At 49.2% G+C, this 13,647-nt stretch carries 6 protein-coding genes; 4 read left to right on the top strand and 2 right to left on the bottom strand.

Annotation, left to right across the window (positions count from 1 at the left end; genetic code table 11):
* Positions 1–697: 697 nt before the first annotated feature.
* The 4 genes from GX466_00235 (at position 698) to GX466_00220 (ending at position 10,191) form a co-directional block, all read left to right on the top strand.
* Positions 698–2,065, top strand: a complete 1,368-nt coding sequence (locus GX466_00235; GenBank protein ID NLH92645.1) for a hypothetical protein — start codon at positions 698–700, stop codon at positions 2,063–2,065.
* Positions 2,066–2,077: 12 nt separating this feature from the next.
* Positions 2,078–5,341, top strand: coding sequence for a T9SS type A sorting domain-containing protein (locus GX466_00230; protein ID NLH92644.1), 3,264 nt, complete (start codon positions 2,078–2,080; stop codon positions 5,339–5,341).
* A 595-nt stretch (positions 5,342–5,936) separates the two neighbouring features.
* Positions 5,937–7,544: a hypothetical protein gene (locus GX466_00225; GenBank protein ID NLH92643.1), complete on the top strand. Its 1,608-nt coding sequence runs from the start codon at positions 5,937–5,939 to the stop codon at positions 7,542–7,544.
* A gap of 16 nt (positions 7,545–7,560) precedes the next feature.
* A complete protein-coding gene (locus tag GX466_00220) occupies positions 7,561–10,191 on the top strand; it encodes a hypothetical protein (protein NLH92642.1) in 2,631 nt (876 codons plus the stop codon).
* Between the two features lie 169 nt (positions 10,192–10,360).
* Here the strand turns inward: GX466_00220 and GX466_00215 are convergent, their stop codons facing one another.
* A complete protein-coding gene (locus tag GX466_00215; protein ID NLH92641.1) occupies positions 10,361–11,356 on the bottom strand; it encodes a glycosyltransferase family 4 protein in 996 nt (331 codons plus the stop codon).
* A gap of 137 nt (positions 11,357–11,493) precedes the next feature.
* The gene (locus GX466_00210; GenBank protein ID NLH92640.1) at positions 11,494–12,645 is read right to left on the bottom strand and encodes a glycosyltransferase family 4 protein; all 1,152 of its coding nucleotides are present in this window, start codon (positions 12,643–12,645) and stop codon (positions 11,494–11,496) included.
* Positions 12,646–13,647 lie beyond the last annotated feature (1,002 nt).

The raw sequence follows: 13,647 nt of genomic DNA, 5'->3' as shown, positions 1-13,647 counted from the left end.
CCACCTGAACAATTTCGCCTTCGTTAACAACTATGGGTCTGTCGCGTTTGGCAAAACATTCAAGCACATCCAAGTTCTGGTCGGAATGATTATGCTTTCTTTCAAATCGGATAGGTAAGGTCCAGGGACTGCTTGGAGTACAGCGAACGTAGTAAGTATTGACGACAGGATAATCTGCGGCAATGAACTAATAAGTGTGCAATAAGTGTGCAATAAGTGTGCTGGACATATTATTCATTGCCGCTGTCGGTGTCCGTTCCTGGCTATATGCTGGCGTGTAGCAGGGAAGAAGCGGTGCCGACAGGCCGTTAAGGCCCTTTCCCAGTTCCCGGACATGTCTCCCGCATAATGGCCGCATTTGATGCGGGTATATTACGGGAGGCGGGGGAGAGGCATGGACGCGAGCGCTCAGGGCCTGACTGGCAGTATATTGTGGTGGACTAACATTTAAGCTCTCCAGGCTGCTTTTTGGATGATTGAGGGCAGCTTCCCGGTTCAAAGAGAGTCTGACAGTAAACAGTGCCCTGGTTTATCCGCCTTAAATGGACTTGAACAAATTTTTTCCCTTGATTCCGTAATAAGTTAAGGAAGGCTAAAGGGTTCTTAGGAAAAAATGGTCAAAAAGTTCTTGACTAATATCCCGGCCTGTGCAATCTGGTTTCAGGATGCAAATCATGCAAGCAACAAGGTGTTTCAGATGATCCGAAACCTGCAACTGATCCAGCGCCACGCGCAATTGAAGGAACTGGGCAGCCAGTTGAAGCTGGCTCTGCTCAAAGAGCTTATCCACGCCCCCGCGACCTGCCAGCAACTGGCAAATCTTTTTGACCAAAGCAAACAGAAAATTCACTACAACCTCAACCAGATGCTCAAAGAGGGCCTGCTGCAAATAGTTGAGCTCCCTTCCGGCGGCGGCCGCGAGGTTTATTACCGGGCCACGGCCAGAACCTATGTGCTGGACCTTTCCATCGGCCTGGAAAACAACGGCAACGTTCTGAACAGCCGAGCCATCATCAACGGCATCATGGAGCGCGACCACCACATCGACCTGGCCGGGATAGCGGCCAAACTGATCGACCAATCCTTCAAGCTGGTTCCCGGTGAGCGTTTGCTGATCGTGAGCGGCAAATTTAACTTCCCCCTGGTGGAAAAGCTGAAGCTGGAAGCCGGGCGGCGTGGGATTTTTTGCACCCTGATCTATCAGGATCTGGACGCGCTGAAAGCCAAATACGAGCAGTTTTCCCTGGCCGCTTTCAAGGCCGATTACGAAGACATGAACCGGTATCTGAAGACAGCCGACGTGTATCTGAACCTCAATGGCGAAGCGCGTTTCCTGCAACTGAAAGACCCGAAAAAGCTGGCTCTGCGCAACCGCATGCTGGAGCGGTCCAAACAGATAATCCGCGAACGCGGTGTCCGCGTTGCCATGATGCCCGGCCTTTTGCAGGACACGCTTTCCGAGGGTGCCATCGAGAGCGAAGTGCAATTCTGGCGAGCTCTGGACATCGATTATAAAAGGCAATGTTGCCAGACCCTGGCCAAGTGCCGCGAGCTGAGCGGAAAAGACACTGTAAGGCTGAGCGGCAGAAATAGTTCGCTAAAGTTTCGCATCGAGAAAATCGTGGCGGAATGCGGCTCCTTTGGCCAGAACGAATTTCAGTCGCCGGTGATAAACCTTCCCGGCGGCGAAATCCTGATGATTCCCAAAGCCGGCAGCATGAACGGAACTCTGGCCAGTGAAAGGATCCACGTTTTTGGCGAAGAGGTGCTGCGTCCCGTGCTGGAAATCGGCAACAACGAGATAGTCGGCTATCAGGCCCAGAAGGGAGCGGAACACCTGGCTCGGGCTTTGGAAAGCGGTGGCGCGGACGGACGCAAAGCCGCCCTGATCTGCCTCGGCACCAATGAAAACATCCATCTGGGCGACATCGACACGGCGCTCAAACATAAAAGCAGCGGCAATCTGAGCGTCTTTTGGGGCGACAACCGCTCCCTGGGGGGAGACGTTTCCGGCGCCTACGAATGGTTCATGCAAATCGAAGAACCGCTGCTAAGCTTCAATTAAAACGAGGTCAACATGAAGAAACTATTATTGCTTGCGGCCCTGCTGACAGCGCTGCTCCCGGTTTTCGGACAATGGCACATCGACGAGGATTTTGAAGGGATCACCACCCTGCCCTATGGCTGGACCTTCCACGACGACGGAGACGGCATGACCTGGCGCAACATTTACAACGACTCCCATGCCCACAGCGGAACGCGGGTCGCTTTTTGCGACAACTATTTCCCCAACCAGAACTCCGACTGGCTGATCACGCCGCAAATCACTGTGGCAGCGGGCGACAGCCTGATCTTCTGGACCCGCAGTTGGATAAGTACCGAACCCCTAAAGGTCTTCGTTTCCACCACCGGCACGGCGGTTGGCAATTTCAACACCCTGCTGGCGGATATTAGCGAAATCGGCACCAGCTATCAGGAGGTCCGGCTCAGCCTGGCACCCTGGACAGGACAGGCAATCTATATCGGCTTCCTCTGGGAATGCGAAAACTACGGCATCCTGATTGACGACGTGCGCGCGGGACAACCCGTGACCATACAGCCGGAACTCGATTTGCCGGAAAGCATTACGTTCTATCAGGGCGAAAGCCTAACCATGGACCTCACGCCCTATATCACCACGACAGACCTGAACACGGCTTCGCTTACCTGCAGTGGAGCAGTGAACGTCTCGGTGAGCATTAACGGGCTTTCCGCTGAATTTAGCTGCGCGAACTGGAACGGCACCGAAAACATCACTTTCACCCTGCACGACGGGACTTCCGGGCTCAGCGACAGCGACATTCTGAGCGTAATTGTGCTGCCGCCGCTGAGTGTCGATCTGGCTGTGACCGAAGTCCACAGTCCGATGGAGTTTCAATTCCTGAACCTGCCCTTCACACCTATGGTGACGGTTTCCAACGGAGGCATCAGCACTTTCAACGCTGAACTGGAACTGCTCGCCACCGTGCGCGATTCAAACAGCGCCACGGTCTGGAGCGGCCAGGCTTTCCAAAACGTCAACCTGCCTCCTGACGCCAGCGCTGAGATCAGCTTCCCCCAGGCCTGCACCATCACCGCGGAGGGCGATTACAGCATCGCTTTCGAGATCACCAATGCCGACGGCAACCCTGGCAACAACACATTGGTTTTTGGCTTCACAGTGGTGGAGCGCGTCACACAGGGCGGGCCGGACGCCTTTGGCTACAGCTACATAGACAGCAACGCGCCCGGTGGTCCGGTTTACGACTGGCAGGACATCAGCGCCACCGGCACTTCCAGCATCATGTATCAGGTTCCCACTTTTGCCGGTGACGACAACTTCAGCGAACCCATCCCGCTTGGATTTTCCTTTCCTTTCTATGGTTACCAGTACTCGCAAGCCTATGTGGACATCAACGGCGAAATTCTGCTAGCTGACAATACCTGGTACAACCCCTATCCCAGCCAGGGTTGGGACAACGACGGCAACATATTCAACTACGTGTATCCCATTCCCGGATACGCCCAGATGCCTGGCCTGATCGCTGTTTATTGGGATGACCTCTTTGCCGAGGAAGGCGTTTCCGACATTTATTTCCAGACCTTCGGCAACGCTCCGGAACGTTATACCATTATCCAGTGGAACAACCTCAGATTCGATGTTGGAACAGGCGGCAGCCCCTGCCTCAAGTTTCAGGTGATCCTGCATGAAAACGGTGAGATCGTGATGCAGTATCACACCACCCAAACGGGCCAGATCCCCGGCAATGTGCCCCACGCCAACGGACTTAGCGCCACTGTGGCCATCCAGAACGCGAGTGCCGACATCGGCTTGGTCTATCTGCGCGAAATTGTTGAGAACAGCGCCTATATGGGTGTCGAACCAGCCGGTAATCTGCTGCACGACGGACTGGCGCTGCGCTTCTTCAACGCCGATGACACCCAGCCGCCGGTGATCAGTCATGACCAGCCGGGCAACACTTTCAACCAGTATCCGGAGCTTACAGCCAACGTGATAGATTTTTCCACCATCAGCGAATGCGTTTTGTGGTTCAATCACGGCGACGGTTGGCAAAGCCTGGATCCTGCATCTGTTCAGGGCGCCACCTATAGCTACTCTTTGCCGGAGATCCCTTTGGGCAGTGAACTGCGCTACTATTTCAGCGCCTGTGATGAGCTGAACAATAACGCAACCCTGCCTGCCGGTGCGCCTGGCGAATGCTTCAGTTTCAAAATCCTGCCCAGCTCTGGGGCCACAGTGCTGCTGGCGATCTCTGGAAACCAGGATTACCAGCGCAATGAAATGCCTTACTACACCGAGCAGTTCGACTCCCTCAACCTCTCTTATGACGTTTATGACTGGGAGGAATACCCCTCCTGGGGCATCCCAAACCAGTATCATGCCGTGTTCGTCTATGCCGTAACCGGCAGCCAGGGAGGCCGTTCCGACAGCCTCAGCGTGGCGCTGATGAACTGGCTGGATGGAGGCACGATCGTTGCTCCGCGCAACGTTTTCATGGCCTCGGACGGCTGGGCTGCTTACACCCACCCCCATCCCAACGACAGTGTGATGCGCAAGCTTTTCAATGCCTATTTCCGTACATGTTATGTCCCCGCCGGTCCGGGCGGAGGCACCAACGGCCTGGCCGGGCCGGATGTGTACAATTATGAGCACGGGACCATCCTGCGCCGGGTTGATTCTCCCATCTGCACACCCAACACCGAATACAACGTTTATGCCAACACTCCGGACTGCATCTTCTTTTATGATGAATGCCCGGATATCTATGCTGACCAGGTTCAGTATCCGGATGTCGGAGCGGTTGCCGCCTTCACCTTTGAGGATGGTCCTGTGAACGGCCATGCGTATCTGCAAAACGGAGTTTGCGCCACAGCTTTGGAGCTGCCAATTTACCGCGCGTTCTACTTCAGTTTTGACTTTTCTCAACTCACCGACCCCACAGACCGGGCGGAATGGATGGCCGATATCGCGGCTTGCTTCAATCTCGAATCTTCAGCCGCTGACGATCCCGCCGTTCCGGAATTGGATGCTGGGATCTCCACAATCTGGCCAAACCCTTTCCAAGCCAGCTGCAACATCAGTTTTAAGACTGCCGCCAAAGGCCCTGCCAGGCTCGATATTTACAATCTGCGAGGCCAGAAAGTGCGCTGCCTCGCCGCCGGTGAATTTGCCAAAGGCAGCCATGACCTTGTCTGGAACGGCACCGACGACTTCGGAACTGCCGTGGCCAGCGGGATTTATTACCTCCGCCTGCAAGCAGGTGAATTGAGGCAAACCAGAAAGATAACCATCATCAGATAGGAGAAATCGCGCCGCCCCACGGGGGCAGGCGCGGCGAGCCTTCAACCTTAGTTACAACATCGCACACGAGGGAGCCTGAGCGCTCCCTCTTTTTTTATGGCTTGCTTTCAAACCGGGCCGGTAACACCTTGAGGTGGCATACGATAAGCGGTGGTTAGAATTGGCCGGGGATTCCGTGGTTAGATGAAGCAGTGCTGTCTGGCCGTTAAGGCCCTTTCCCGTGCCCCGAACCCGCCTCCCGCACAATGCCCGCATTTGATGCGAGAATTGTTCGAGGGGCGTGGGAGAGGAATGGAAGCGAGCGCTAAGGGTGTGGCTGGCAGGACATGGCAGTGGGCAGGCAGTTATGGCACTCTTTCAGATCAAGTGGTTGCGGGCGCCCAGCCATAAAACAGCCCGGAGAACTTTACCCACCCGGTTTCAAGAGAGCTGTTTTGTTTGATTTTGAGCTTGACAGCAAAATGGACATGAATCAGAATGAGTTTGAGCGAGTATCAAGCGCAGCAGTCACATCACGCGGACTTAAGACCACCGCGCGCGTAATAAGGATTGTTTATTACAAGGTTTCTTAACTCCAGGGAATAAGGAGACGAAGATGAAAAAAAGGTCTTTGCTGTTTATCACACTCACGCTAGGAATAGTGTGTCTTTCCGCCCAGAACCACATGGATCTGATGACCACACTATACGGCGAGTTTATTGGCAGCTATTTTGGCAGAACGGTAGTGAGCCTGGACTACAATGGCGATGGTTATGATGATCTGGTGGTAGCTTCCTCTCACTGGAATCCCACCGGTGTATACAACGAGAATATCAGGTATGGCAAGCTCTACTTCTATTGGGGTGGTCCCGGTTTCGATAATATACCGGATTTCGTGATCGAAGGAACTTATACACCACAGTTTGGAAATGCACCCGCACTCATTAATGCAGGAGATTTGAATGATGATGGCTTTGATGACCTGCTGGTTTGGGCCCACGGCACAACTTACAATCCCAATATAGATTGTTATCTTGGTGTTTATCTCGGCAGAGCAAATCCTGTAGCTACGCCTGACATTATCTGGTCTGCTCCGGGAGGAGTGAGTTTTACTGTTTTTGCACTAGGTGACATAAATTCTGACGGGAAAGATGATCTGTCGATAATGTACAGCTTATTTCACTCCAAACGTAGCACATACTATCTTTATATTTGGGATGACATCTTCGGCTCACCCTATCTGCTCCGCACAACGGACTGGTCATATCCTTGCTTAATGGGAATAGGCGATGTGAATGGAGATGGATTTGATGACTGTCACCTGAATATTCCTGTTAATCGGGACAATTATTCTAAGAAGCTGGTTTATTTTGGTAGCCAGAGCTTTCCCCAGGCAGATACCTTGGTTCTAAACGAATCCATATATGGCACAAACGCTAGAGCCTCAGCGCTAGGTGACATCAATGGCGATGGCTATGATGATTTTAGTAGCTACGGCTTGAATGTTCATCTGGGAGCGGATAATCTATCCTCGCTACCAAGCATTACTTTAACAACTCCGGAAATCTCTTGGGGTTATAATTACAATAAAGGTTTACGCATGGTCTATGGCGACTTCAATGGCGATGGCTATGATGATATTGTGGCTTCAGATCATCGCTGGAGCTATTTTGATGGTGATGTGGTTATCTGGTTGGGCGGGCAGAATGTTAACGGAACATATGACCTTCGATTAGTGCACCCACAGGTTGCTGACAATTTCGGTTATTCAAAAGCTACCGGCGACTTCAACGGCGATGGGCTCTCTGATATAGCAGTATCTGCTCCTTTCTTTTGGGACGAAGGTAGCGGCCACGATGTTACACCTGGCAAAGTTTATATTTACTCAGGGAATGCTTCATTGATAGATACGACAGTAAGCAATAATGATGAGCTTGCCCCAGATATCACAAACAGCATCAGATTATATCCTAACCCCATCCCTAGGAATGAGCCTTTAACTACCCTTAAGTTAATCAGTTCCGGAATCAGCAGACATGAGAGAATCACAGTGGAGATGTTCAATCTCAAAGGGCAGAAGATCAAGACTTGGGATATTGCTGCAGACAATCCTGGCAGTGGGGATTATCAGATAGATTGTGAGGGAATCGCTACCGGCATTTACTTCATCCTTGCAAAGCATAGGTCAGAAAGGCTGGGCAGCACGAAGCTATTAATCTATTAATGACCGGGAGAAACAGATGAAAAAGTTGACTGTGTTGGCTATAGTATGCTTATTACTAAGCTCTGTTTTATTCTCTACCGACTATCCTTTGGGCACTTTCTCTTTTATGGGGAACAAAGAGTGGGCTTACAACAACAGAGAGGCCTTCAACTCCTACATAGAACAGCTCGGATACAATACCAGCTTGATAGAGTTGTTTCCCACAACCTATCCTGCTATTGACGGCCCGGTAAGCTCCGATCTCGCAGGAGTTTTCAGCTCAATGCGAACGCATGGCCTAAATGCTGCCATAATGGATAAAACATACAGCCCCAGAGAGACCGGCTCAAGCTATGCATATACTACCGGTAGCTATATGAAATTCGAAGCTGAGTTTAGCGATTGGGCAGAAATCAAACCGGGTGACGGAAGCGCAAGCAACTATTGGTACGGGTCAAGGGAAACCAGGTATATGGTCAGGGATGTAAATGGTTTTAAGTCATTGGCAATACAACAAAGGGTTGGCGTCCCTGATGATGACGATGATTCATCCTATGGCTTTGTCTGGCGATGCGAAGCTGGCCAAGACCGGGCTGGATTCGCGTACGGTGATTTGAGATATCGCTGGAAGGGAAGACCTTCAGTATCGGGCGGCGATTCTTTGGATATCAGAATAGGGCAGGAGTTTATCTTGAAAAAGATCAATCCTCTGGAGACACCCAGTTCTTCCGACAAGCTGTACATCCGATACTCATTCAAGCTTGAAGGCATTGATTCCCTGGCTGATAATGATGGTATCCTGGTTTTCTCGATTGTGGGATATCCTTATGCCGGAGGAGGTCACGCTGTCAGTCCTGATTCCCTTAAATTGATTGTTGGGAATTCCGTAATCGGTAAAGAATACAATCTCACCAGATCGGCGTATGAAAGCCTTCCGGCTCATCCCGATTACAGCGGCTATCGATATCTGGATGTGGAAGTTAGCTATGCCGAACTCTTTTCCAAAAAACTGCTTGCGGATAACTCAGCTTGGAGTTACAGACTGGTGAATATCAATCCGAGGGTATATTGGCTTGGAAATTGTGATCTTTCCCTTGATTTCATTGAGATCAGAGACCAGTTCTATAAGAACATAGAATCCAATCCCGGCGTGTATGAGGCCGCGATTGCCAGCCGTATGTCATATCTGCAAAGTATTTATCAGCAAAACGGCTCTCCTGAATACATCTCCCATATGTTCACTTTTGATGAGCCCTATCAGCCTCAGTTCCGGTCATATCAAAAATTAGAAACTTCCCCTCAGCTCTCCGGCCGGCCGGAAAAGCAGTTCACTGCTGTAAATGTGAGAGGCTTCCGCCGGTTTCCTATTGGTATAGATCCCAATATTCCCAATGAGACAAAGTATTACAACAATGTGGAAGCTTTTATCAATGTGGCTAATCCAAAGTATCTGATGGTAAATCCATATCCGATCACTCCGGAAATACTCTGGAACGAAAGCACTTCTGATGAGAATCACATCCAGAACATTCTTGATGATTTTGTGCTGGATAAATATCGAGATGCCAAGATGCACTCCGACTCGGTGGACGGAGGGGAGTTCTATGCCTGTGTGCAAGCCATGGGTCATTGGAGAAATGGTAGTTGGAAGCAATACATCCTGCCTCCCCCGCAAACACAGGAGATGATGCAGTATCTGCCTCTGTGCTATGGTGCTGATGGGATATTCAATTATAGATTATTCGGTTATGTCGGCCACCCCAAACTGACCTCAGATGAATATGGAGCTCTTGTATCTGTAAATCTGGGCTCTCCCGAGATTAATCCTCCGACCTTTAACGCTATTCAAAAAGCAAATAAGAAAATTCAACAATACGGACCGATAATTACAAAGCTCGAATGGAAGGGGGCAAACACGATTATGCAGTTCTCTGCTGTCCCAGACGTCGAAACTTCTTCTCTGCACATTACAGGGATAGCAAATGCGACCCCGACCCTTTCAGGTCCTTATGGTTGTTATGTTCAAGCGGGATATTTCCTGGATAGTGATAACAATCCCTCCATCATGCTTGTTAACCGGAGAGCGAATTACTTCAATTCCAATGGCCTGGGCGATCCCGAAGATATTAGCATTGGTAATTACGATGCCTGCTTTCCAGCCTTCAATCCTCAGAAAGTCATGGTATCGATAAGTGAATCCGCGACTGCTCAATTTGGGGAATATGTGGCTCTATATGATGTTGCAAGCGATAGCCTGTATTTTGAAGAAGGTTGGGATAGAACGGTACAGCTTGGCCCAGGTGAGGGGAAATTCTTACAAATGTGCGGGACTTTGCCCAGTATTGTTACTGAGGATATCTCCCTGCCCCAGAAGTCTGTTCTCGCAGGGGAGATAACACTCACCCAATCCAGTGTTGTGCAAAATCAACCCAAATCCACGCTCATTTTCACGCCGGGTACTCATATTACGTTACTCAGCGGGACTGTTTTGAATCTGGCAGGAGCAATTACTTTTGGCGATGGAGTTCACTTCTGTATTGAAGACAGTGCTTCCGTGAATATTTCGGAAGCAGATTGTGAATTCAAAGGAACACTATCCATCGAAGGAAATGGTTGTTTCAATATCACCAACAGTACGTCCGGTGGCTTATCCCTCAAAGACCGTTGAATAAGTGTTCTCGAGCTGCTATTGGGGTGAGTTCACCTTATTCTACATAAACTTGGAAGAGAGTCAAAAAGATTTGGTCTACTGGACTACCCAATCGGTTTTAAAGTGAGCCAAGAAAATGGTCCGCAAGGTAGAAATTGCCAGGCAAAAGAGGAGCTTGAAGACAGCGTCAGGGCTGTTCGTTCAATCCTTGTTTTGCTAATCCGGTGTAGACAGCTTCCAGTAAGTTTTCCTGAGATTCCCAATTATAGACTTCTTTGGTCAGACGCATGCCGTTTTCCCCCATTTTGCGGGCTTCGCCAGGGTTTGCGATCAAGTATGCTATTGCGGCGCGTATCTGATCTACATTTGCAGGATCCACGCAGATGCCGCATTCATTTTGCTCAATTATTGTTTTATAGATGGGAAAATCGGGAGCAATCACGGCAATGCCGCCAGCCATATACTCAAACATTTTTGTGGAAAGTGACTCAATGTAGTTGGGGAGTCTTTGTACCAAAACTAACCCAGCCAGGGATTTGCTGATGATCTGCAATACTTTAGTCCTGTCAACATAGCCATATTCCTTTACCTTCGACCAACCGGGCAGAGCTTGTAACGTTTTCCTGTAAGATTCCGGTTCGTAATCTCCGGCAAGATGAAGCAGGCAATCAAGTGGCTCAATTGCCTGCATGAGTTGGGAGATACCCCGTTCCGCGACGATATTGCCGATATAGACGATTTCTGAACAAGCAAAATCTTGAACACGGGCCGGCATGTTATCCCACTCGCCAAGTTTGGGATAGTTGTACAGAACTGCAGTGCGATTACCCAAGTCAAACTGGGAATCGATGTGTTTTGTCGCGGAGGTAACAAAATCCAGTCTTTTGACCACAAAGTCTTCCAATATCCCAAAGGCTTTGGATAACAACTTCGCGTATTGCGGCTTTATATATTCTTTATGCAGGAATAAATCGCGGTAGCTTTCATGGGAATCATAGACAATCCGCGCTTTACTAACAAGTTTCATGGCCAAAGCGAGGGGTAGCAGCTCCGGATCATGGAAAACAAAGATGTCGGCCTTGATTGAACGCAATTCCCTAAACATCCTGACAGGGGCCTTCAGCATGCGTTGGAAACGGCCTTGGTAGGCGCCAATATCGCGGATGCTGATCCCTTCATCCACGCTGTCTCCCTTGCCATCCGCAACACAGAATAACACATCAAAGTGCCTTTTTTTGAGGCTGATACACTGCTTGTGAAAGATGCGGTTGTCATGCCGTGGATGAACTGTACTAACGTTGCAGACTTTTACAGACATCTCTAGTTCCGTGTAATACTTTTATATATAGTGAAGTAGCTATTCACCACACTATCAATTGAATACTTGGATTCAGCCAAGCTGCGAATCGCAACACTGTCGTAGGAAGACCACTTGGCATCCAGTTCCTTAAGCCCTTTGGCAAGCTCTTCAGAGCTACCTGGCGCAACCAGTAAACCTGTTTCTGAAGTGACGATCTGTTCCGGTCCGCCGCATCTGGTGGATAGCACTGGCAGTCCACAAGCCATCGCCTCAATCAACACGATGCCAAAGCTTTCCCGCAGGCTGGGCAAGACCAGCGCGTCGTAACTTGGCAATTCCCGCTCAAGTTGCTCTGGTGTGTATATACCTTTTAGTTTTATGCTATCCTGCAATCCAGACTGATCTATCATGTTTTGCAAATGAGGGCGATAGGAGCCTTCCCCAATGATGTCAAGCGTGAAACTCCAGCCTTGCAGCTTTAGCAGGGAGATGGCCTCTATCAGATACTGTATGCCTTTGGTGGGAATGAGGTTAGCTACACAGACCAGATATTGCAGTCTTTCTCTGCCAATCTGAGGCTGGAAGCGGCTAAAATCCAATCCATTTGGTATTAACGTGGCTTTTACATTGGTTTTTTTCAATAACACACTGGCGCTATATTCAGATACGGTTGTTACCGCAGCAGCAGAGCGATAAGCTTTCTTCAATTGTGACTTTAGCCAGAAGTTGTCCAGGGTCTCGGCCAGCAAGCCTCTGTGCTCCGTCAAAACATACTTAATCTTCAATACCCGGGAAATCCACATCGCGGCTATACCATCCGGATAGGCAAAGTTCACGTGTATCAAGTTGATATGCCATTTTTGGTGGATTCTTCTGATCGTTTTGATAGACAATAGAAATTCAACAAACCCAATCAAAGGCGTCAGCAGTCTCTTAGGCAGCAGCAAGTATCTTGGACGATACACTTCAACCTGCTTGTTGCCTATCATTACAGTATCCAGCGCATGGATTCCTCCATGGTAACGATACTTGAATTCCAGCCCAAAGGGCACTGGCGCAACCACCTTATAGTTGTGTTCTGCAGGGTAATTCTCAAGCAGTTTGTAGTTAAAGATACCCATTAGCGGTTCCAGTTTGTTGGGAAAGCTAGAACCGAATAGCAGTATATTCATCAGGTTCACTCAGATCTAAAAAGCATCATTATGTCCCGGGACAAGCAATTGGATGTCTTTTCCATAATGATAGGGGATTCAACAAAACCGGTTATTGGGGGTAATTCGCCAAGCGCAGAGTTGGATAACATTGCTGAAGCATTTGATGATATTAAGCGCATAAGTAATATTGAAGTGTCGTTTCTGGACAGGTCTTCAAACTTGGATATCGCATCATGCAAACACAAACAACACTATCTTGCCTGGAATCTTGTCCTGACCGGGATCCAATAGAAGCTGCCCGATAACAAACGTTCAAAGCCCTTGCCTGTAAGTGAGCAAGCTTCCCAGAAATAGGATTGGCGTTTAGGGGGTTCATATCCGTTTATATAACTCTTATAGTCATTTTCTCTTCATCGCGTCCAATTATTGTCTGCCCCATTTTTGTCAATGCTCATGTAAACTGTCAATAAAAAACTCAAATTGTACCCACTTAAACTAATGACGCTAACGCATTTTCGTCAAGTAAGATAGCAGGGAGCAGCTACATTCTTGTGAGCTTGGACAATCTCCCGCATCCTGCAGACTTGATGGTGCTAAACTTTAAAGAAAAGAACACAGAGAGGATAGTCACTGTTACTTGATGTCCTTGGCTTAAATATGAGTTGATTTGGCTATTTGAAGTTTTGACGATTGGATTTGCATTTTCAGTGATGACGTTCAAAACAGCTGTGACCTATTACGTACATCAATTTCCTTGACATTAAACTAACTCTATATTAGAGGATTTAATTGAATCTTAGTGATGATTCCATTATCTCAGCTATCTAAAGAAATAAGTGGAGGAACAAGAAGATGCCCATTCGCATGGCAGCAGCGGCAATACCGGTCATCAAAGACCCGTCTCAAGCATCACGCACGTTAGAACGGCATATTGAAGCGGCGCGGAAAAGGAATTGCGCCCTGATAATATTTCCGGAAGCGATCATCGGGGGGGTGGATATCAGCGGCGATTTTGCTTTG

The sequence above is a fragment of the Candidatus Cloacimonadota bacterium genome, from assembly GCA_012516855.1.
Taxonomy (GTDB): Bacteria; Cloacimonadota; Cloacimonadia; order Cloacimonadales; family Cloacimonadaceae; genus Syntrophosphaera.
This window is presented reverse-complemented; position numbering and strand designations above follow the sequence as displayed.

What these genes read in the sequence shown, in the direction of transcription:
- GX466_00230 (NLH92644.1), top strand. Translation starts at nt 2,078, where the DNA reads ATGAAGAAACTATTATTGCTTGCGGCCCTGCTGACAGCGCTGCTCCCG.
- GX466_00225 (NLH92643.1), top strand. Translation starts at nt 5,937, where the DNA reads ATGAAAAAAAGGTCTTTGCTGTTTATCACACTCACGCTAGGAATAGTG.
- GX466_00220 (NLH92642.1), top strand. Translation starts at nt 7,561, where the DNA reads ATGAAAAAGTTGACTGTGTTGGCTATAGTATGCTTATTACTAAGCTCT.
- GX466_00235 (NLH92645.1), top strand. Translation starts at nt 698, where the DNA reads ATGATCCGAAACCTGCAACTGATCCAGCGCCACGCGCAATTGAAGGAA.
- GX466_00210 (NLH92640.1), bottom strand. Translation starts at nt 12,645, where the DNA reads ATGAATATACTGCTATTCGGTTCTAGCTTTCCCAACAAACTGGAACCG.